Genomic DNA, 21060 nt, shown 5'->3' on the forward strand with positions numbered 1-21060 from the left:
ATAACCGCGTTCATTTATCACGCGTTATAAATGTGAAACTGGCTTCTTGCAGATGCTCTTAACCTCTACAGGAGGATTTATACCACCATTTCAGAACTATCATATTTACCTTAAATGATCATTTCAGCCATATAACACGCTCAACCTCACAAATGGTTTACACTGTCTATTGTTTGGGTAATTTAAGTAAGTCAGCTACGAGCAACCTTGAGTGGGTAGCCAGCAATGGACTCAAACCCAATCAGGTGTTCAGATTATTTCAGAATTGTATTAAAAACAATGTATTAAATAATCTGATAGCGTTTGGTCGTAGTGTGACGCAGACAGCAAGCTAATAAGGAAATGATTATGCGCTACCGTTCACTATCTCTACTTATTCCATGTGCACTGCTGCTGAGTGCCTGTACCACCGTCACGCCAGCTTATAAAGATAACGGCCCCCGCACCGGTTCCTGTGTCCAGGGTGGCCCTGACAGCGTGGCTCAACAATTCTATGACTACCGCATTCAACATCGCAGCAATGACATTACCGCCCTGCGCCCCTATTTGAGTGACAAACTGGCAACCCTACTTAGCGATGCCAGCCGCGATAACAGTCATCGTGAATTGTTAAGCAGCGATCCGTTCTCCAGTCGAACCACCTTGCCAGACAGCGCCCACGTTGCCAGTGCATCGACTATCCCTAATCGTGATGCCCGTAACATTCCATTGCGCGTGGATCTCAAACAGGGTGACCAGGGCTGGCAGGATGAAGTGTTAATGATTCAGGAAGGCCAGTGTTGGGTCATCGACGATGTGCGCTACTTAGGCGGTAGCGTTCATGCCACAGCGGGTACGCTCCGTCAGTCCATCGAGAATCGCTAACGCCTTGATCAACCAATAAACCCCGTAAATTGTCCGGCATTTCGTGAGGAATGCCGACATTTATGCTCGCCGACCACCGCCCCCGTTATTTTGTGCTATGTTTATTGAATAATGCGCTTTGCTTTTAACTTTTAAAGCAGAAATATTGCATAATTATTCTGTCAAAGGTACTATCTTCGACCTCAATAGCTATCAGACTGCCAGTATACGAGTGTCAATGAGTATTCAATTAAACGGCATTAATTGCTTCTACGGCGCGCATCAGGCGCTGTTCGATATCACGCTGGATTGCCCACAGGGCGAAACGCTGGTGTTACTTGGCCCCAGCGGCGCGGGTAAAAGCTCGCTGCTGCGTGTACTCAATCTGCTTGAGATGCCGCGCTCCGGTACGCTCAACATTGCAGGCAACCATTTCGATTTCACCAAAACACCCTCTGACAAAGCGATTCGCGATTTGCGTCGTAACGTTGGCATGGTGTTTCAGCAATACAACCTGTGGCCGCATCTGACCGTGCAGCAAAACCTGATTGAAGCGCCCTGCCGTGTACTGGGGTTGAGCAAAGATCAGGCGCTGGCCCGTGCAGAAAAACTGCTGGAACGTCTGCGTCTCAAACCTTATAGCGATCGTTACCCGTTGCATCTTTCTGGTGGTCAGCAGCAGCGTGTTGCTATTGCCCGTGCGTTGATGATGGAACCGCAGGTACTGCTGTTCGATGAACCGACCGCCGCACTGGACCCGGAAATTACGGCACAAATCGTCAGCATCATTCGTGAGTTGGCAGAAACGAATATTACCCAAGTGATCGTCACCCACGAAGTTGAAGTGGCGCGTAAAACCGCCAGCCGAGTGGTGTATATGGAAAACGGTCATATCGTAGAACAAGGCGACGCGAGCTGCTTTACCGAGCCGCAAACCGAAGCATTTAAAAACTATCTCTCTCACTAATATTCGGGATAACAACAATGAAAAAAGTTCTGATTGCCGCGTTAATTGCAGGTTTTAGTCTTTCCGCCACAGCTGCCGAAACCATTCGTTTTGCTACCGAAGCCTCCTATCCTCCGTTTGAATCGATTGATGCAAACAACCAGATCGTTGGTTTTGACGTCGACCTGGCACAGGCGCTGTGTAAAGAGATTGATGCAACCTGTACTTTCTCTAACCAGGCGTTTGACAGCCTGATCCCAAGCCTGAAATTCCGTCGCGTGGAAGCGGTGATGGCCGGGATGGATATCACCCCAGAACGTGAAAAGCAGGTGCTGTTTACCACGCCGTACTATGACAACTCTGCCCTGTTTGTGGGTCAGCAAGGCAAATACACCAGTGTTGATCAGCTGAAAGGCAAAAAAGTCGGCGTTCAGAACGGGACGACACACCAGAAGTTCATTATGGATAAGCACCCGGAAATCACCACCGTTCCGTATGACAGCTACCAGAACGCAAAACTGGATCTGCAAAACGGCCGTATCGACAGCGTATTCGGTGACACTGCAGTGGTCACCGAGTGGCTGAAAGACAACCCGAAACTGGCGGCAGTGGGCGATAAAGTGACCGATAAAGATTACTTCGGTACTGGCCTCGGCATCGCAGTACGCCAGGGCAACACTGAACTGCAGCAGAAACTCAACACTGCGCTGGAAAAAGTGAAGAAAGATGGCACTTACGAAACCATCTACAACAAATGGTTCCAGAAGTAATTCCTGATGAATGAATTTTTTCCTTTAGCAAGCGCCGCCGGGATGACCGTCGGCCTTGCCGTTTGTGCATTGATTGTCGGGCTGGCGCTGGCGATGTTCTTTGCGGTATGGGAGTCGGCAAAATGGCGTCCTGTCGCGTGGGCAGGTTCAGCGCTGGTAACCATTCTGCGTGGCCTGCCAGAAATTCTGGTGGTGCTGTTTATCTATTTTGGCTCCTCGCAGCTGCTGCTGACGCTTTCGGATGGCTTCACTATCAATCTTGGGTTCGTGCAGATCCCGGTGCAGATGGACATTGAGAACTTCGACGTTAGCCCGTTCCTTTGTGGTGTCATCGCTCTGTCACTGCTGTATGCCGCCTATGCCTCGCAAACGCTGCGTGGTGCATTAAAAGCGGTGCCGGTGGGTCAGTGGGAATCCGGTCAGGCGCTGGGGCTGTCGAAATCAGCTATCTTTTTCCGTCTGGTGATGCCGCAAATGTGGCGTCATGCGCTGCCGGGTCTCGGTAACCAGTGGCTGGTGCTGCTGAAAGATACCGCGCTGGTCAGTTTGATTAGTGTGAATGATTTAATGCTACAAACCAAAAGCATCGCTACCCGTACCCAGGAACCATTTACCTGGTACATTGTGGCGGCGGCGATTTACCTGGTGATCACCCTGCTCAGTCAGTACATTCTCAAACGCATTGACCTGCGCGCGACACGTTTTGAGCGGAGGCCTGGCTAATGTTTGAGTATTTACCCGAACTGATGAAAGGGCTGCACACCAGCCTGACGCTAACCGTTGCCTCGCTGATTGTGGCACTGATTCTGGCGTTGATTTTTACCATCATCCTGACGCTGAAAACGCCGGTACTGGTGTGGCTGGTGCGGGGTTATATCACGCTGTTTACCGGTACGCCGCTGCTGGTGCAGATCTTCCTGATTTATTACGGGCCGGGCCAGTTCCCGACGTTGCAGGAGTATCCGGCACTGTGGCATTTGCTGTCAGAACCGTGGCTGTGTGCGCTGATTGCGTTGTCGCTGAACAGTGCGGCGTATACCACGCAGCTGTTTTACGGTGCAATTCGTGCGATCCCGGAAGGTCAGTGGCAGTCCTGTAGCGCCCTGGGAATGAGCAAAAAAGATACGCTGGCGATCCTGCTGCCGTATGCCTTTAAACGCTCGCTCTCTTCTTATTCCAACGAAGTGGTGCTGGTGTTCAAAAGTACCTCTCTGGCTTACACCATTACGCTGATGGAAGTGATGGGATACAGCCAGTTGTTGTACGGACGCACCTACGATGTCATGGTGTTCGGTGCGGCAGGGATTATTTACCTGGTCGTCAACGGCCTGCTGACGCTGATGATGCGTCTGATCGAGCGCAAAGCACTGGCATTCGAACGGCGGAATTAATGTAGCTGCGTGCTGATGCCGGATGCGTCGTGGACGTCTTACCCGACCTGCATAGTGCATAAATTCTTATAATGAAGACGGTCAACCCACTAAGTTGTCCGTCTTTTTTTATTTTATATAAATTATTTAATCATATTTATTGCATATAAATTCACTTGATGGCATTGTTATCCCATGCCGCAGACACGGCCAAAAATCATAAGATTGACAGACGGGAGTTCCATCATGAAAAAGTTAGTTCTTGCCGCTTTACTTGCTTCCTTTACTTTCGGTGCTTCTGCCGCAGAGAAAATCAATTTTGGCGTTTCAGCCACCTATCCCCCCTTTGAATCTATAGGTGCTAATAATGAGATTGTCGGCTTTGATATCGACCTGGCAAAAGCCTTGTGTAAACAAATGCAGGCAGAATGTACTTTTACGAATCACGCTTTCGACAGCCTGATCCCGTCACTGAAATTCAGAAAATATGACGCCGTAATCTCCGGTATGGATATCACCCCGGAGCGTAGCAAACAGGTATCGTTTACCACGCCCTACTATGAAAACTCAGCCGTCGTGATTGCCAAAAAAGATACCTACAAAACGTTTGCCGATCTGAAAGGCAAACGTATTGGGATGGAAAACGGCACCACGCACCAGAAATATATTCAGGATCAGCACCCGGAAGTGAAAACTGTCTCCTATGACAGTTATCAGAATGCCTTTATCGATCTGAAAAATGGCCGTATTGATGGGGTATTTGGTGACACAGCGGTGGTTAATGAATGGCTGAAAACCAACCCGCAACTGGGCGTTGCGACTGAAAAAGTGACCGATCCGCAATACTTCGGCACCGGCCTGGGTATCGCTGTACGTCCGGATAACAAAGCTCTGCTGGAAAAACTGAATAATGCGCTGGCAGCAATTAAAGCTGACGGTACATATCAGAAAATCAATGACCAGTGGTTCCCACAGTAAGATTCAGAAAGCCGCACCTGCGGCTTTTTTATTGCTTAACCAGCAGTGTCAGCACTTCGTAATGCGCAGTGTGCGGGAACATATCAAAAAGCTGTACCCGTTCAATACGGTAACCTGGCAGTTCGCGGATATCTTTCGCCATGGTTTGGGCGTTACAGCTGGAGTAGATGATAAAACGCGGTGCCATCGTTGAGAGATAATCACATAGCGGTTTACCAATGCCACGTCGCGGCGGGTTAACCAGCACCAGCTCAGGCACTTCCCCCTGGGCGGTGGCAAACTGAGTGGAGTCCAGCGCCTGAAATTGCAAACGCGTTAAGCCCAGTTCAGCGGCTGACTGCTTCGCACAGGCAATGGCCTCTGGTGCAATTTCGATCCCGGTTAACTGCATGTCAGGCGTCGCGCAGTGTAAACCAAACCCCCCCACACCGCAGAAGAGATCCCACATATGTTTAACCGGCAGCTGTCGTACCCAGTCGCGCGCGGTGGCGTACAACTGGCTGGCAACCGCCGGATTAGTCTGGAAGAAACTTTGCGGACGGATCCACAGCGGTACGTCATTAAAACGCTCTACCAGTGCCTGTTGTTCGGTCAGGTAGATCTCCGTCTCCCCTTCCATAATCGCCATATGTACCGGCTGAATATTGACGGTAATAACTTTCAGCTGCGGTAGTTGTTCGTGTAACCACGGCAGCGCCTTACGCAGTTGCGCCAGCTTGGTATCAGAACGCAGTACAAAGCGCAGCATCATGCCGCCATCACTCTGGCTTTCAGTCAGCAGAATGTATTTCAGTTCGCCACGCTTACGCGCCACGTTGTAGGGCGTTAACCCCGCTCGGGCGATAAACGGTTTTAGCGCCGCAAAAACGGGCGCAAATGAGGCAGGATAAAGCGGGCAGTCACAAAGGTCTTCTGGTGTGCCGTCTCGATGCAGCATACCGAGCAGTGGTTTTTCAACGCTACCACTCACCACCATTTTGGCTTTATTACGAAACCCTTGTTCCGGGCCTGACACCGGCGCGCACCATTCCTCAACCGGAAAGTCGGCGAGCAGATTTTTAAGATCGGCGGTTTTAGCGGAGAGTTGCTCTGGAATCGGCTGCGTTATCCACTGACAGGAACGACAGCGACCCGCGTCGTAAAGTGCGCACTGCATACATTGACCTTCACATCATCAGGGGCGACGATTATACACATTATTGCAACTGGAAGAACCGCCGACTGGTCGAGGGAACGAACAGCAGCATCAGGATGAGCATATCCGGCAGCTTCTGCAGCATCAGGCTATGGAAGATTTCACGTTTTGATTCACCGGGAATGCTGAACAGCTCCGGATAACCATACCCCAGCGAAGCCGCCCACAAGTAACTTGCGGCCGTGATTTGTGTCAACAGATACAGCCAGCGCGCCCAGCGACGCCCTTTCACCAGTGAAAACGCACACCAGATCTCAATAAAAACCAACACCAGACTGCTTAAAAAGACCAGCGTTAAACTCCAGGTTTGTACGCTGCGATGAATGAACTCGCCAATACCGCGCACGCCCAGCGTATTGAAAATCATCAGCACGTCGAGGCCACGGATCATAATAATGGCGAGCGCCGCCACCTGCACCAGCGCAGGCACATTCAGGCGAGCATGAGATGAAGATGTTTTCTTAAAAAATCCCAACGTTTCGTCTTCCATGAAAACAATGCCGCGACATGCGCGGCATTATGTAGCCAGGTTGGCAAATTTTAGTGTCTTCAGCCACGTCTTGCACGCTGGATGTCGCGTATCCGCTGTTTTTCTGCGCGAGCCATCAGATACCAGGCGATAAATCCGACAATTCCGACCGCGCCGAGGATCAATGTTGCCAGGGCGTTGATTTCCGGATTCACCCCCATCCGCACGCTGGAAAAGACCAGCATCGGTAACGTGGTGGCTCCCGGCCCGGAAACAAAGCTGGCGATCACCAGATCATCAAGCGACAAAGTAAAAGCCAGTAACCAGCCAGAAATGATCGCGGGCATGATCATCGGTAGCGTAATGACGAAAAACACTTTCAGCGGCGTCGCACCGAGATCCATCGCTGCTTCTTCTATCGAGCGATCCAGTTCCCGCAGACGCGACGAAATAACGACTGCCACATAAGCCGTACAGAAAGTGACATGCGCCAGCCAGATGGTGAGCATACCGCGGTCCGCAGGCCAGCCAATGGCATGAGCAAGCGCGACGAATAACAACAATAGCGACAAGCCCGTGATGACATCTGGCATCACCAGCGGCGCGGTGATCATAAAGGCAAAACCATTTGATCCGCGAAACCTGCCAAAGCGCACCAGCACGACCGCCGCAATCGTCCCGAGGATCGCCGCCGCCGTCGCCGCACAGGCCGCAATTGTCAGGCTTAAACCAACCGCACTCATCATTGCGTCATCGCGCAATAACTCACCATACCAGCGTGTTGACCAGCCGGCCCACACCGTCACCAGCTTCGAGCTGTTGAATGAATAGATCACCAGCATCAGCATTGGCGCGTAGAGAAAGGTGAAGCCCAGCAGCAAAATCACAATCCGCCAAGGCGAACGAACTACCGGTAAATTATTCATCCGTGTTCTCCCACGCTTTTTTGCTGATGCTTGTGGAACCACATTATCGGCACAATTAGCAGCAGCAACATGATGATCGCTACCGCTGAGGCCACCGGCCAGTCGCGATTGTTAAAGAACTCCTGCCATAGCACGCGCCCGATCATGATGCTGTCCGGGCCACCGAGCAGTTCAGGGATCACAAACTCGCCCACAGCCGGGATAAACACCAGCATCGATCCGGCAATAATCCCGCCTTTGGTCAGCGGCACGATCACAGTAAAGAACGTTTTCAGCGGTCTTGCACCGAGATCCAGTGCCGCTTCCACCAGCGAATAATCAATACGAATCAACGCGGTATAAATCGGCAGCACCATAAACGGCACATAGGCGTAAACAATGCCAATATAAACGGCCAGATTGGTATGCAGAATGGTCAGAGGTTGATCGATAACCCCCAGCCACAGCAGAAAATTATTCAGCACGCCGTTATTTTTTAATATTCCCATCCAGGCATAAACGCGAATCAGAAACGAGGTCCACGACGGCAGGATCACCAGTAGCAATAAGATATTACGGGTCGAAGGCTTACTGTGCGCCACCGCCCACGCCAGCGGATAGCCGATCAGTAAACAGCAAATAGTCGAAATCGCCGCCACCTGTAGCGACTGGAGATAAGCATCGAAATAGAGCGGATCGTCGGTCAGTTGCAGGAAATTACCGAGATTAAGAGTGATGGAAAGTTGCCCGTCAGCCCACTCCATCAGTTCGGTATAAGGTGGAATGGCGCGCGCCATCTCCGCCAGGCTTATTTTAAAGACGATCAGAAATGGCAGCAGAAACAGCAGGATTAGCCAGATATAGGGCAGCGCAATCACCAGTTTGCGCCCATGCTTCATTTGCAACTGCGACAGCCACAGCTTAAAGGGTTTTGGCTGGGCAGCAGGTTCAAGTGTACTCATCTTTGCTCCTTAAACCGTCAGCACCACACAGCTGTCCACTTCCCAGCACAAACGCACTTCGTCGCCCCAGGTCGGTAACCCTTTACGATGACGATGGGCGTTTTGTAGCTGGGCGCTAATCATTTGCCCACTTTTCAGACGAACGTGATACACCGAAAGATCGCCGAGATAGGCAATGTGTATCACCTCCCCCACCGCGAAGTTACAACCATTGGCGGGCGGCTCTTCGCAAAGCATGATTTTTTCCGGACGCAGCGCTACGTGTACCGGCACGTTATCAACCACTGAAGCATCTGCATCGACTTTCAGTGGGTGCACCAGTCCCGGCGAATAAAGCACCAGACCATCTTCCTGACGCTCTTTGAGTACACCTTCAAAGACATTAACCGAACCGATAAATTCAGCGCTATAGCGGGTGGTCGGATGCTCATAGATCTCTTCCGGTTCGCCAATCTGGACAAATTTCCCTCGATTCATAATGGCGATACGCCCCGCCATGGTCATCGCCTCTTCCTGATCGTGAGTAACCATCACGCAGGTCACACCGACGCGCTCCAGAATATCCACCACTTCAAGCTGCATCCGGTCACGCAGCTTTTTATCCAGCGCGCCCATAGGCTCATCGAGCAGTAATAGTTTCGGGCGCTTGGCAAGGCTTCGGGCCAGTGCCACACGCTGTCGCTGACCGCCGGAAAGCTGATGCGGTTTGCGTTTGGCGAACTCCTGCATATGCACCAGCCCGAGCATCTCATTGACCCGGCTGGCAATTTCCGCTTTCGGCAATTTGTCCTGTTTCAGGCCAAAAGCGATATTCTGTTCCACGGTCATATGCGGAAACAGCGCGTAAGACTGAAACATCATATTGATGGGGCGCAGGTAAGGCGGTACCTGTGACAAATCGACGCCATCAAGCATGATCTGCCCGGCAGAAGGTTGTTCGAAACCTGCCAGCATACGCAGCAGCGTGGACTTGCCACAGCCGGATGCGCCCAGCAGCGCGAAGATTTCGCCTTTATAGATGGTCAGGCTGACATCATCGACCGCATGCTGACCATCGTAAGATTTAGTCAGATTACGGATTTCTAATAGCGGCGTCAGCGCCTTACGGGTTTTCGCCTGCGGGCGAGGGATAGCGTCATTCACGGCTGCTCTCCGGCATTGAATGTGTGCAAGCGCACCATAATGGTGCGAATTGCCGGCGGGTGTGGTGCGCCCGTCCGGCATCTACGACTGCGGATTATTTTCCGCTCTTCACTTTGGTCCACGCGCGGGTGCGCACACGGTCTATTTTTGGATCCTGCACTTTCAGAGTGAACAACTTCGCACGAACGTCCGCCGGAGGATAAATCCCTGGATTATCACGGACTTCCGCGCTTACCAGCGGCGTAGCTTCTTTGTTCGCATTGGCATAGAACACATGGTCGGAAATATGCGCCACCACATCCGGGCGCAGCAGGTAATTCAGGAATTGATAGGCTTCGTCTTTATTTTTGGCATCCGCAGGCATGGCGAAGACATCAAAGAACGCCATCGCCCCTTCTTTCGGAATCGAGAACGAGACATTAACGCCATTCTTCGCTTCCTTCGCGCGGTTTGACGCCTGCCAGACATCGCCCGCCCAGCCAATAGCGACGCAGATATCGCCGTTTGCCAGGTCGTTAATGTATTGAGATGAATGGAAATAACGAATGTTCGGGCGCAGCTTTAACAGCAGATCGGTTGCCGGTCCGGTGTAATCATCTGCTTTAGTGCTGTTGGGATCTTTACCGAGATAATTCAGCACGGTAGCAAACACTTCTTCCGGTGCATCAAGGAAAGAGACGCCGCAGCTTTTCAGTTTTTCCAGATTTTCAGGTTTGAGGATCAAGTCCCAGCTATCGACGGGCGCGTTTTCGCCCAGCACCGCTTTAACTTTATCGACGTTATAACCAATCCCGGTCGTCGCCCACATATAGGGCATAGCAAATTTATTATCCGGGTCGTGTTTGGCGACCAACTTCAGCAGTTCCGGGTCGAGATTCTTCCACTCCGGCAATTTGCTTTTATCCAGCGGCTGGAAAACTCCCGCAGTCAACTGGCGCTCCAGAAAGCTGGCAGATGGAACCACCAGGTCAAAGCCGGTGCTCCCTGCCATTAATTTGCCTTCCAGTACTTCGTTAGAGTCGAAAACATCGTAGACGACTTTAATACCGGTTTCTTTTTCAAAATTGGCCACCGTGTCCGGGGCGATATAATCAGACCAGTTATAAATGTGGAGTGTTTTTTGTTCAGCCGCGAGCGTGCCGACAGAGACGGCCATCAGAGCACCCGCAACCAGACCCGATAGCCATTTTTTATTTAAGGCGGTCATATCTCTTTCCTTCTGAAAGTTCGTTAACAAACGAACAAAAGTTGTCACACTGAAAGATATGCAATAAACGTGCATATTTTTTATCGGCGCGGTGTAAGAAAAGAGAACTCTCTCCCGGCCAGCACTGCTCGCTATATAAAAGCATCGCAAGAATAACTTTAGCCAGGGTTTGAGACTATAGCTCGGATTAAAAAACGGTATTTAACAAATTTTTATGCGTATTTGCTCTATGTGATAAAGCCAAATCGGCACAAGGGAAGTGAAATAATCTTTAAGAAAAGGTTAAAAACAGCAGATAATTTTGCAGCACGCAGTCACTGCGGCAGCGACTGCGTACTCGAAAGGAGTTATCAGTGGAGGAAATAGTTTTCGGTAACGTTGTTTTGCCCTTCATCGTCAGTCGGTAACAGCAGTTGATGGGCATTAGCTTCAAGAATGACCATCGAAATCTGCTCTTCGCTCTGACGCACGAACCATGCAAACTGCTCATAGGTTACGCCCTGCATAACGGATAAAGACTGGCAAACCACCAGCTTTGGCAGATTATCATCCTGCATATCAAGAAATGCTTTCACGGTCAGCGAACTGGCATTGATGGCAGATAAATCCGCCGCCAGCGGCAATACGGCTGAAGGTCGGACTTCCGCCATGGCAGAAAACAGGATCGTGTTATCGATCAGATCGATTTTGGCATCAAAGACACCGTCGAAATTCTGCATATGGGGCAGATGCAGAGCCTGACAGTTATCACATTCAAAAAAACTCATCCCCAGGTCATCGAGCCATTGACGCAACGTATCCAGACCAGGAACGACCAGCGATGTCATAATTTTGTACAACCTCTTTCGATAAAAAGACCGGCACAGCTTACGCAAAAAGCGCAGGCAAAACCATGATCAGTAATGTGATTGCGACTAACCACCCGTTTTCAGGCAATATTCTGTCGTAGCGTGGCGTTCGATCCAGCGGATCATTTTACCCGCGATGTCGATACCGGTGGTTTTTTCTATTCCTTCCAGCCCCGGCGACGCATTCACTTCCATCACCAACGGCCCGCGATTAGCACGCAGAATATCCACACCAGCAACGTCCAGCGCCATCGTTCGCGCGGCTTTTATCGCGATTTCACGCTCCTGTGGTGTGATACTGGCGACGCTTGCCGCGCCGCCACGATGCAAATTGGAACGAAAATCGCCCTCTTTCGCCCGCCGTTCAATCGCCGCGACCACTTCATCGCCAACAACCAGACAGCGGATATCGCACCCTTGCGCCTCTTTGATATATTCCTGCACCAGAATATGCGCGTTCAGACCGCGGAAAGCGTCAATCACGCTTTCCGCCGCCTGACGCGTCTCCGCCAGCACGACGCCAATTCCCTGCGTGCCTTCAACCAGCTTGACCACCAGCGGCGCACCACCGACCATGTCAATTAAATCGCTGGTATCATCCGGCGAATGCGCAATGCCCGTGACAGGCAGGTCGATGCCCTGACGCGCCAGCAGTTGCATGGAACGCAATTTGTCACGCGCCCGGGCAATGGCGACCGACTCATTGAGCGGATAGCTCCCCAGCATCTCGAACTGGCGCAGTGCCGCCGTCCCATAAAAGGTAATGGCGGTGCCAATACGCGGGATCACTGCGTCAAAATGGGGTAACTTGCGGCCTTTGTAGTGAATAGAAGACGCCGCAGGATTTATGTTCATGTAGCAAGAAAGCGGATCAAGAATTTCAACCAGGTGACCGCGCTGTATAGCGGCTTCACGCAGCCGCTTACACGAATAGAGCGTTCCATCCCGGGACAATATGGCAATTTTCACCCTGCACCTCTCTGTCAGACCTGGTCAAAAGCCCGCGTATCATACATCGGCGTGGCGGTTTTAGCGCGTTGCCCAACCCTGTTTGTGCAAATAATCCAGAATAAATGGGCGGCTTTCTTTAATGATTGTTCGGCGGATATGATCGCTCCAGGTATCCCGGCGATTATTGCTGCCACGGGTGAGGTAATATTCCGCCAGTTGTTCGTCATACTGCGCCAGTGCGTCTTTATCCAGCGGTTGATAGCTGTTTTCATGCACCAAAATGGAGGCCGGTAAACGCGGCTTAAGATCTGGATTATCCGCAGGCCAGCCAAGGCACAGCCCAAACAGCGGCAGAACATGCTGCGGTAATTTCAGCAGCTCCGTCACCGCTTCAATATTATTGCGCAGGCCGCCGATATATACCCCGCCCAATCCCAGCGATTCCGCTGCGGTTAACGCATTCTGCGCCATCATTGCCGTATCAACGACACCGAGCAACAGTTGTTCCGCCAGGCCAAGTTGTGCATCCGGACAGATCTGTAAATGGCGGTTAAAGTCGGCACAGAACACCCAGAACTCCGCCGCTTGCGCTACGTGTTTTTGCCCGCCGGTCAGCGTCACCAGTTCATCACGTAACGCTTTGTCGGTAATGCGAATAATGCTACTGCACTGCAAAAAACTGGAACTGGACGTCGCACGGGCGCTGTTAATAATCGCCTCACGCTGCGCTTCGGAAATGGGTTCATCAGTGAAATGGCGAATGGAGCGATGGCCACAAATAAGTTCAATGGTTGGCGTCATTATCTTTTTCTCTTTCTGAACGTGAATATTGCGGTGGACGGTTCATCAGCTGTGGGGCAAGACGTTTTGCCACCTGAAGAATAACCACCACCGCAGCGGGAAGCATGAGCAAAACACCGAGAAAAATCATCAGAATCTGCACTTCTGGCCGAGAAAATGGCTCAGGCAGCGACAGGGAGCCGCTTACCGACAGCAGCGCCACCGCCAGCAACATCATTCCGATAAATTCCAGTATCAACACGCTTTTAGGCAATTTACCGATCGCGCGCATACGCTTCCCTCTGCAAAGTGAGCCTTCAGTCTAAAACTTTTCACTGTATTGTGTTTAACAGTTATAGCTTTTAGCAATTAATGCAACAGGTTAAACCTACTTTCAGCGAATACATTTTAGCGTGATCATTACAGGCATAAATCTATGAGGAGAGAAATAATGCAAACCGTTATTTTTGGTCGTCCGGGTTGCCCTTACTGTGTGCATGCAAAAGATCTGGCTGAGAAATTGAGCAATGAACGCGATGATTTTCAGTATCAGTATGTTGATATTCGTGCGGAAGGGATCACTAAAGAAGATCTACAACAAAAGGCAGGTAAACCCGTAGAAACCGTGCCGCAGATTTTTGTCGATCAGCAACATATCGGCGGCTATACCGATTTTGCTGCATGGGTGAAAGAGAATCTGGACGCCTGATCGTCTGACAAGCCCTCGCGTTGAGGGCTTTATTGATTTTTTCTGTGCTGTGGTTTAAACAAACTACTGATAAATAAGAAACACAGTGCCCCCAGCGCACACCAGAACACCGCACTTAATAACCATGCCAGCTCTTGCCAGAATGAGCGCGTCGGTGAAAAAAACAGCCGCATAATAAGCATTGAACAGGGTGCCGCCAGCATTGCGCCAAACAGAGGTTTCAGGACTTCTCTACGCTGTGAAAAGAAGCTGGCAACTGCTCCAGGAAGAATGAAAAACAGCAAGCCGATTTCAGGATGCCCGGCAGCCCGAAAAGCGCCTTTCATGTGCGTCGCCAGAAAAAGGCACACCACAATGAAGAGGACAAAACAGCAGATTGCCCCCGCCCAACGTTGTTTGTGTTTCACTCGTTCCTCCTGACACTGCGTCTATCGAACACATTTTTCGCCAGTGTGGCGTTCAGTAAGATAAAGCCGCTTCGCATTCCATGCTAATATAGGCCAACGCAATTCATATAGCCGTTGATACCTAATGTGATTACACTAGTAAAATATATTGTTACTTTACTATCGTTTAGGTGCGCTGAATGAATCTGCGCCCTGAATTCTGGTAAAAAACATTATCGTAAATTACCATTTCTTTCAACAGCTTACTAGTAAACAAGAAGTTAGCCTCCGTGAATATAAACGTCGCCGAATTGTTAAATGGGAATTACATTCTGTTATTATTTGTGGTCCTCGCACTTGGGCTATGTCTCGGGAAATTACGACTTGGTTCGATCCAACTGGGTAATTCCATTGGCGTTTTAGTCGTATCGCTGTTATTAGGCCAACAACATTTCAGCATTAACACCGACGCGCTTAATCTTGGCTTTATGCTGTTTATTTTCTGCGTCGGGGTCGAAGCCGGACCGAACTTTTTTTCCATTTTTTTTCGCGATGGGAAAAATTACCTAATGTTAGCACTGGTGATGGTTGGCAGTGCGCTGGTCATCGCCTTAGGGTTAGGTAAGCTGTTTGGCTGGGATATTGGCCTGACGGCCGGTATGTTAGCAGGCTCTATGACGTCAACACCGGTTCTGGTCGGTGCTGGCGATACACTGCGTCATTCCGGCATGGAAAGCAGGCAACTCTCACTGGCACTGGATAATCTGAGCCTCGGGTATGCCTTAACCTATTTAATCGGTCTGGTGAGTTTGATTGTTGGTGCGCGTTACTTGCCTAAATTGCAGCATCAGGACTTACAGACCAGCGCCCAGCAAATCGCCCGCGAACGTGGCCTGGACACAGATGCCAACCGTAAGGTTTATTTGCCGGTGATCCGCGCCTACCGCGTCGGCCCGGAGCTGGTAGCCTGGACCGACGGCAAAAATCTGCGTGAACTGGGTATTTATCGACAAACTGGCTGTTACATTGAACGTATTCGGCGTAACGGGATTCTGGCAAATCCAGACGGTGATGCCGTACTACAAATGGGCGATGAAATAGCGTTGGTAGGCTATCCCGACGCCCACGCCCGACTCGATCCCAGTTTCCGTAATGGCAAAGAAGTTTTCGATCGTGACCTTCTCGACATGCGTATCGTCACTGAAGAAGTGGTCGTTAAAAACCATAACGCTGTTGGCAAACGCCTGGCACAACTGAAGTTGACCGATCACGGTTGCTTCCTTAACCGCGTCATTCGTAGCCAGATTGAGATGCCGATTGATGACAACGTCGTGCTTAACAAAGGTGACGTTTTACAAGTCAGCGGCGATGCCCGCCGGGTAAAAACCATCGCCGATCGCATCGGCTTTATCTCGATTCACAGCCAGGTCACTGACTTGCTGGCATTCTGCGCCTTCTTTGTTATTGGGCTGATGATCGGGATGATCACCTTCCAGTTCAGCACATTCAGTTTCGGTATGGGGAACGCTGCCGGGTTGTTATTCGCCGGAATTATGCTGGGCTTTATGCGTGCTAACCACCCGACCTTCGGTTACATTCCGCAGGGTGCATTAAGCATGGTGAAGGAGTTCGGCTTGATGGTGTTTATGGCAGGCGTTGGTCTGAGCGCTGGTAGCGGTATTAATAACGGCCTGGGCGCGATTGGCGGTCAGATGTTGATTGCCGGATTGATTGTCAGTCTGGTGCCCGTGGTTATCTGCTTCTTGTTCGGTGCTTATGTATTGCGAATGAACCGCGCACTGTTGTTCGGCGCAATGATGGGCGCACGCACCTGCGCGCCGGCAATGGAGATCATCAGTGATACAGCTCGCAGTAATATCCCGGCGCTGGGCTATGCGGGCACTTACGCAATCGCCAACGTCCTGCTGACGCTGGCAGGGACAATCATCGTCATGGTATGGCCAGGATTAGGATAAAACTGAAGTTGCCCTGAAAATGAAATTTTTTTGCACAACCGCAGAACTTTTCCGCAGGGCATCAGTCTTAATTAGTGCCACTGCTTTTCTTTGATGTCCCCATTTTGTGGAGCCCATCAACCCCGCCATTTTGGTTCAAGGTTGATGGGTTTTTTGTTATCTAAAATTTATCTACTACCCTGCAACCCTCTCAACCATCCTCAAAATCTCCTCGCGCGATAGCGGCTTACGGTCGGTGACAAAATGCAGCGTCATCCCCTCAATAAACGCATCAAGCGCGCGGGCGGTTCCGGGTTCAAACCATTGTTCGAGCGTTTGCTGACTGCGCTGCATCCAGTTTTGCATTACCGTTTTTAATAGCGGTTTTCGGCTAGCCAGCGCGTAGAGCTGGTACATCAGCTCCATGTTATCCGGCGTTGCAACCTGTGAGCTGTAAATCATATCGGTGATAGCCTGGCATGCGCCCGGAGCATCACTAACATCGCTAAAAAATGCCTGATATTGCCGGGACATGATCTCAGTAAAACTGCTGAACGCCTCCAGCAACAACTCATCAATTCCTGAAAAATAGTAGGTCATCGACCCTAACGGTACCCCGGCAAGGGTAGCAATTTTGCGGTGCGTAACAGCATGTATTCCATAAAGTTTCACCGCCTCCAGCGTGGCCTGGATAATTTTTTCTCGCCGTTGCGGATCGTTAGCGCGACGCATGTCATTTCCTCTCTCTGCAATTGTGTACAAATGTACACAACCTTGCTAATGTTGTCTTCCCTCTTCTTATTTTGACGTGATCTATGACCGTAAATTCTTCACGTAATGCATTGAAACGCCGAACCTGGGCGCTGTTTATGTTCTTCTTTTTGCCGGGCCTGTTAATGGCGTCCTGGGCAACCCGTACGCCTGCTATCCGCGATATTCTTTCTGTTTCGATCGCTGAAATGGGCGGAGTCCTCTTTGGTCTGTCGATCGGTTCAATGAGCGGTATTCTCTGCTCGGCGTGGTTAGTGAAACGCTTTGGCACGCGTAATGTCATCCTGGTCACGATGTCCTGCGCATTGATCGGGATGATGATACTAAGTCTGGCACTCTGGCTAACATCGCCCTTGCTCTTTGCCGTTGGTCTCGGCGTCTTTGGGGCAAGTTTTGGTTCTGCGGAAGTGGCGATAAACGTTGAAGGTGCTGCCGTTGAGCGAGAAATGAATAAAACGGTTTTGCCGATGATGCACGGTTTTTATAGCCTGGGCACGCTGGCAGGCGCAGGTGTCGGGATGGCACTGACGGCCTTTGGCGTTCCGGCAACGGTGCACATTTTATTGGCGGCGCTGGTAGGCATCGCGCCTATTTATATCGCCATTCAGGCAATCCCTGATGGTACGGGCAAAAATGCTGCCGATGGCACCCAGCATGGTGAAAAAGGCGTACCTTTTTATCGCGATATCCAGTTGCTGCTGATTGGTGTTGTAGTGCTGGCGATGGCCTTTGCCGAAGGTTCTGCCAACGACTGGTTACCCTTATTAATGGTTGACGGTCACGGTTTTAGCCCTACTTCCGGCTCGCTGATTTATGCCGGTTTTACCCTGGGGATGACTGTTGGGCGCTTTACCGGCGGTTGGTTCATCGACCGTTACAGTCGCGTTGCCGTGGTTCGGGCCAGTGCACTAATGGGAGCGTTGGGTATTGGGCTGATTATTTTTGTCGATAGCGCCTGGGTCGCAGGAGTGTCTGTTGTACTTTGGGGACTAGGTGCCTCGCTGGGCTTCCCACTGACCATTTCTGCCGCCAGCGATACCGGCCCCGATGCACCAACCCGCGTCAGTGTGGTAGCAACGACCGGTTATCTGGCTTTCCTCGTCGGGCCGCCGCTGCTGGGCTATCTCGGCGAACATTATGGATTACGTAGTGCAATGCTGGTTGTACTGGCGCTGGTTATTCTCGCGGCTATTGTCGCGAAAGCCGTCGCCAAACCCGATACCAAAACGCAGACGGCGATGGAGAATAGTTGATGAGCATTAAATTAATTGCGGTAGACATGGATGGTACTTTCTTAAGCGATCAAAAAACCTATAACCGTGAGCGGTTTATGGCTCAGTATCAGCAAATGAAAGCACAAGACATTCGCTTTGTGGTCGCCAGCGGGAATCAATATTATCAGTTGATCTCTTTCTTCCCTGAAATTGCTAATGAAATTGCCTTTGTGGCTGAAAACGGCGGCTGGGTAGTGAGTGAAGGCAAAGATGTTTTTAATGGCGAGCTGTCGAAGGATGCGTTTGCTACTGTCGTGGAACATTTGCTGACGCGCCCGGAAGTGGAAATTATTGCCTGCGGAAAAAATAGCGCCTATACGCTCAAAAAATATGACGATGCCATGAAAACGGTGGCGGAAATGTATTATCACCGTCTGGAATACGTCGATAACTTTGACAACTTAGAAGATATCTTCTTTAAGTTTGGCCTGAATCTTTCCGATGAACTGATTCCACAAGTACAAAAAGCATTACATGAGGCCATCGGCGATATTATGGTGCCGGTCCACACCGGCAACGGCAGTATCGATCTGATTATCCCCGGCGTACATAAAGCCAATGGCCTTCGCCAACTGCAGAAATTATGGGGAATAGACGACAGCGAAGTGGTGGTCTTTGGCGATGGCGGTAACGATATTGAGATGCTGCGTCAGGCAGGCTTTAGTTTTGCAATGGAAAATGCCGGCAGCGCGGTCATCGCAGCGGCAAAATACCGGGCAGGCTCCAATAACCGTGAAGGCGTACTGGATGTGATCGATAAAGTTCTTAAACACGAAGCGCCATTTAACCAATAAAAACGGCAGCACGCCCGGCAACACAATGCCTGAATGAAGGCTGCATAATTCGCGGAAATTAACCCGCTGCATTATTTCAGGCGAAATGATTATGAAAAATTGTCTACTGTTGGGCGCGCTTTTAATGGGCTTTACTGGTGTGGCGATGGCGCAAAGTGTCACCGTCAATGTGCCGAGTGGATACAAAGTGGTTGTGGTTCCTGATTCAGTCAGCGTTCCACAAGCGGTCAGCGTCGCGACTGTGCCGCAAACCGTCTATGTGGCTCCTGCGCCAGCTCCGGCTTACCGCCCGCATCCTTATGTTCGCCATCTTGCCAGCGTAGGTGAAGGGATGGTTATCGAACACCAGATTGACGACCATCACCATTAATTCGAGAATGCCTGATCGCACAAAGCAATCAGGCATTTTTTTACCCTTCGTGCGAATTTCCCATCTGTTTATCTTTTAAAAAGATAACCATCAGCAACAGCCACAAAATTCCGTTGACAAGGTTGAAGAGATTAAACAGTCCGTTGCCCCCGTTCAGCCAGGCATGTTTGCTGATTTCAATACCGACGGTAAAGATCAGCATTTGCAGCATCCCCATCGCCGCAGAAACCGTACCTTTACTCATATCGCTGGCAAACAGAGTTAATCGCACCAGTCCCGCATTCGCCAGACCAATACCGAAAGCATAAATACTTAACCCGGCGGTCATCCATAAATACGCGTGCGATGAGATAACCGTTGCCGCAGCAGCGACCAACAGACCAATCATAATCGGCCAGCCGCCCATAATAATCAGCGAACGTACGGTGCGACGCGAGGTCAGACGCGCTAACAGCAAGTTACCCGCAATTAACGCCCCGAAAATAGGCACTTGCAGCAAGCCATATTCATAGCTGCTCAACTGCTCACCGGTAATGATGATAATCGGCGACTGAGCGATCCACGCCAGCAACGGCAGGCTAACGAATCCCAGCGCCAGCGCCCCCGCAACAAAGCGACCGTTCTTCAGCACCAGCTTATAGTCACGACCGAGTTCTTTCAGCGACAGTTTCTCGCCTATACGCGTGGCGGTTTCAGGCATGGCTCGTTGCAGACCGAAAAAGGAGATCGCTGCCAATGCGGCAAACAAGACGAACATCCCTTCCCAGGGCAGCACATGGATCCACGCCGCGCCCACCAGCGGACCAAGTAGCGGAGCAATCAGCGCCACGTTCGCCATCAGCGCGGTGATCTTGATACAAACCGCCTCTTCGAAGGATTCCTGAATTGCGGCGTATCCCACAGCGCCAATGAAACAGAGGCTTATGCCCTGCAAGAAGCGCAACAGAGTGAATTGTTCAATGTTTTGCGCCAGTAATATTGCCAGACAGGTGATGATAAACCACACCACCCCCGCCAGCATCACCGGACGGCGACCAATACGATCCGACAGCGGCCCCAGGAGCCATTGTAAAAACATCCCGCCCGCCAGATATGCGGTCATCGAAGTAGGAACCCAATCAATGCCCGCCTGATATTGTTCCACCACGGCCAACATACCGGGTTGAATCATATCGTTGCCGATATAGGTTGAAAATTCGTACAGCACCAGACAGAGAGGGAAAAGTAACGCCTGACGTCCAAGCCTGGCACCGGAAGCTAATTTATTTTGCATGCAATTTCTTCGCCAATAATAATCGCGCAAAGTTTAATAAAAGCGCAGCTAACGAGAAAGCAAATTTTGTAGCTGAAACCACGGTTAAGCACATTCTTACATTATTGCGAGTATAGCTACGCTTTCTTTAAGTTTTATTTAACCTATGCCCGTTACAATCA

At 50.7% G+C, this 21060-nt stretch carries 24 protein-coding genes; 11 read left to right on the forward strand and 13 right to left on the reverse strand.

Translation table 11 applies throughout. The annotated features are described in order from the left end of the window. Window positions 1-348 precede the first annotated feature (348 nt). The 6 genes from ACK8NJ_RS15565 to artJ all read left to right on the forward strand — a co-directional run bounded on the left by ACK8NJ_RS15565 (window position 349) and on the right by artJ (window position 4907). A complete protein-coding gene (locus tag ACK8NJ_RS15565; protein WP_001270657.1) occupies window positions 349-864 on the forward strand; it encodes a lipoprotein in 516 nt (171 codons plus the stop codon). A 217-nt stretch (window positions 865-1081) separates the two neighbouring features. Further along, entirely contained in the window at window positions 1082-1810 is a 729-nt protein-coding gene (gene artP / locus ACK8NJ_RS15570) for an arginine ABC transporter ATP-binding protein ArtP (RefSeq protein WP_000027205.1), read from the forward strand. 17 nt (window positions 1811-1827) lie between these two features. Further along, window positions 1828-2559, forward strand: coding sequence for an arginine ABC transporter substrate-binding protein ArtI (gene artI, locus ACK8NJ_RS15575; protein WP_000756575.1), 732 nt, complete (start codon window positions 1828-1830; stop codon window positions 2557-2559). A gap of 6 nt (window positions 2560-2565) precedes the next feature. Continuing rightward, window positions 2566-3282, forward strand: a complete 717-nt coding sequence (gene artQ, locus ACK8NJ_RS15580) for an arginine ABC transporter permease ArtQ (protein ID WP_001001690.1) — start codon at window positions 2566-2568, stop codon at window positions 3280-3282. Beyond that, window positions 3282-3950, forward strand: a complete 669-nt coding sequence (artM, locus tag ACK8NJ_RS15585) for an arginine ABC transporter permease ArtM (RefSeq protein WP_000464491.1) — start codon at window positions 3282-3284, stop codon at window positions 3948-3950. The genes artQ and artM overlap by 1 nt, the downstream gene beginning before the upstream one ends. Before the next feature lie 225 nt (window positions 3951-4175). Continuing rightward, the gene (artJ, locus tag ACK8NJ_RS15590) at window positions 4176-4907 is read left to right on the forward strand and encodes an arginine ABC transporter substrate-binding protein ArtJ (RefSeq protein ID WP_001295905.1); all 732 of its coding nucleotides are present in this window, start codon (window positions 4176-4178) and stop codon (window positions 4905-4907) included. Between the two features lie 28 nt (window positions 4908-4935). On the opposite strand, the gene rlmC is transcribed toward artJ, so the two are convergent. From rlmC to ACK8NJ_RS15640, 10 genes are all read right to left on the reverse strand, one after another. Further along, complete coding sequence (gene rlmC / locus ACK8NJ_RS15595) at window positions 4936-6063, reverse strand: 23S rRNA (uracil(747)-C(5))-methyltransferase RlmC (RefSeq protein WP_411961779.1); 1128 nt, start codon at window positions 6061-6063, stop codon at window positions 4936-4938. Between the two features lie 40 nt (window positions 6064-6103). Further along, the gene (locus tag ACK8NJ_RS15600) at window positions 6104-6592 is read right to left on the reverse strand and encodes a YbjO family protein (RefSeq protein ID WP_000389260.1); all 489 of its coding nucleotides are present in this window, start codon (window positions 6590-6592) and stop codon (window positions 6104-6106) included. A gap of 59 nt (window positions 6593-6651) precedes the next feature. After that, window positions 6652-7497 carry a putrescine ABC transporter permease PotI gene (potI, locus tag ACK8NJ_RS15605; protein ID WP_001061658.1) on the reverse strand — a complete coding sequence of 282 codons (846 nt, stop codon included), beginning with the start codon at window positions 7495-7497 and terminating at the stop codon, window positions 6652-6654. Further along, window positions 7494-8438 (reverse strand): putrescine ABC transporter permease PotH, encoded by a 945-nt coding sequence (potH, locus tag ACK8NJ_RS15610; protein ID WP_000105416.1) that lies wholly within the window; start codon window positions 8436-8438, stop codon window positions 7494-7496. Before potH ends, potI begins: the two co-directional genes overlap by 4 nt. Before the next feature lie 9 nt (window positions 8439-8447). Next, a complete protein-coding gene (gene potG, locus ACK8NJ_RS15615) occupies window positions 8448-9581 on the reverse strand; it encodes a putrescine ABC transporter ATP-binding subunit PotG (RefSeq protein WP_000996007.1) in 1134 nt (377 codons plus the stop codon). A 94-nt stretch (window positions 9582-9675) separates the two neighbouring features. Beyond that, window positions 9676-10788: a spermidine/putrescine ABC transporter substrate-binding protein PotF gene (gene potF, locus ACK8NJ_RS15620; RefSeq protein ID WP_000126075.1), complete on the reverse strand. Its 1113-nt coding sequence runs from the start codon at window positions 10786-10788 to the stop codon at window positions 9676-9678. A 350-nt stretch (window positions 10789-11138) separates the two neighbouring features. After that, window positions 11139-11615: a YbjN domain-containing protein gene (locus tag ACK8NJ_RS15625; RefSeq protein WP_000203025.1), complete on the reverse strand. Its 477-nt coding sequence runs from the start codon at window positions 11613-11615 to the stop codon at window positions 11139-11141. Window positions 11616-11702: 87 nt separating this feature from the next. Continuing rightward, window positions 11703-12605: a 30S ribosomal protein S6--L-glutamate ligase gene (gene rimK, locus ACK8NJ_RS15630; RefSeq protein ID WP_000684321.1), complete on the reverse strand. Its 903-nt coding sequence runs from the start codon at window positions 12603-12605 to the stop codon at window positions 11703-11705. A 60-nt stretch (window positions 12606-12665) separates the two neighbouring features. After that, window positions 12666-13388 (reverse strand): nitroreductase NfsA, encoded by a 723-nt coding sequence (gene nfsA / locus ACK8NJ_RS15635; protein WP_001599617.1) that lies wholly within the window; start codon window positions 13386-13388, stop codon window positions 12666-12668. Continuing rightward, the gene (locus ACK8NJ_RS15640) at window positions 13372-13659 is read right to left on the reverse strand and encodes a DUF1418 family protein (RefSeq protein ID WP_001201580.1); all 288 of its coding nucleotides are present in this window, start codon (window positions 13657-13659) and stop codon (window positions 13372-13374) included. Before ACK8NJ_RS15640 ends, nfsA begins: the two co-directional genes overlap by 17 nt. A gap of 159 nt (window positions 13660-13818) precedes the next feature. On the opposite strand from ACK8NJ_RS15640, the gene grxA reads away from it, so the two are divergent. Further along, entirely contained in the window at window positions 13819-14076 is a 258-nt protein-coding gene (grxA, locus tag ACK8NJ_RS15645; protein WP_180565933.1) for a glutaredoxin 1, read from the forward strand. A 29-nt stretch (window positions 14077-14105) separates the two neighbouring features. Here the strand turns inward: grxA and ACK8NJ_RS15650 are convergent, their stop codons facing one another. Further along, a complete protein-coding gene (locus ACK8NJ_RS15650; RefSeq protein WP_000681108.1) occupies window positions 14106-14483 on the reverse strand; it encodes an inner membrane protein YbjM in 378 nt (125 codons plus the stop codon). A gap of 269 nt (window positions 14484-14752) precedes the next feature. Between ACK8NJ_RS15650 and ACK8NJ_RS15655 the strand changes: the two genes are divergently transcribed. After that, window positions 14753-16438, forward strand: coding sequence for an aspartate:alanine antiporter (locus ACK8NJ_RS15655; protein ID WP_001024876.1), 1686 nt, complete (start codon window positions 14753-14755; stop codon window positions 16436-16438). Between the two features lie 174 nt (window positions 16439-16612). Here the strand turns inward: ACK8NJ_RS15655 and rcdA are convergent, their stop codons facing one another. Then, the gene (gene rcdA, locus ACK8NJ_RS15660; protein ID WP_001295289.1) at window positions 16613-17149 is read right to left on the reverse strand and encodes a DNA-binding transcriptional regulator RcdA; all 537 of its coding nucleotides are present in this window, start codon (window positions 17147-17149) and stop codon (window positions 16613-16615) included. 83 nt (window positions 17150-17232) lie between these two features. Between rcdA and ACK8NJ_RS15665 the strand changes: the two genes are divergently transcribed. The 3 genes from ACK8NJ_RS15665 (at window position 17233) to ybjH (ending at window position 19626) form a co-directional block, all read left to right on the forward strand. Beyond that, window positions 17233-18441: an MFS transporter gene (locus ACK8NJ_RS15665; protein WP_000217859.1), complete on the forward strand. Its 1209-nt coding sequence runs from the start codon at window positions 17233-17235 to the stop codon at window positions 18439-18441. Continuing rightward, complete coding sequence (gene ybjI, locus ACK8NJ_RS15670; RefSeq protein WP_001308518.1) at window positions 18441-19256, forward strand: 5-amino-6-(5-phospho-D-ribitylamino)uracil phosphatase; 816 nt, start codon at window positions 18441-18443, stop codon at window positions 19254-19256. The genes ACK8NJ_RS15665 and ybjI overlap by 1 nt, the downstream gene beginning before the upstream one ends. Before the next feature lie 85 nt (window positions 19257-19341). After that, complete coding sequence (gene ybjH / locus ACK8NJ_RS15675; RefSeq protein WP_000605487.1) at window positions 19342-19626, forward strand: protein YbjH; 285 nt, start codon at window positions 19342-19344, stop codon at window positions 19624-19626. A gap of 40 nt (window positions 19627-19666) precedes the next feature. On the opposite strand, the gene mdfA is transcribed toward ybjH, so the two are convergent. Beyond that, window positions 19667-20899: a multidrug efflux MFS transporter MdfA gene (gene mdfA / locus ACK8NJ_RS15680; protein ID WP_001308516.1), complete on the reverse strand. Its 1233-nt coding sequence runs from the start codon at window positions 20897-20899 to the stop codon at window positions 19667-19669. Window positions 20900-21060 lie beyond the last annotated feature (161 nt).

The sequence above is a fragment of the Escherichia sp. F1 genome (genome assembly GCF_046764225.1).
Lineage (GTDB): Bacteria > Pseudomonadota > Gammaproteobacteria > Enterobacterales > Enterobacteriaceae > Escherichia > Escherichia coli.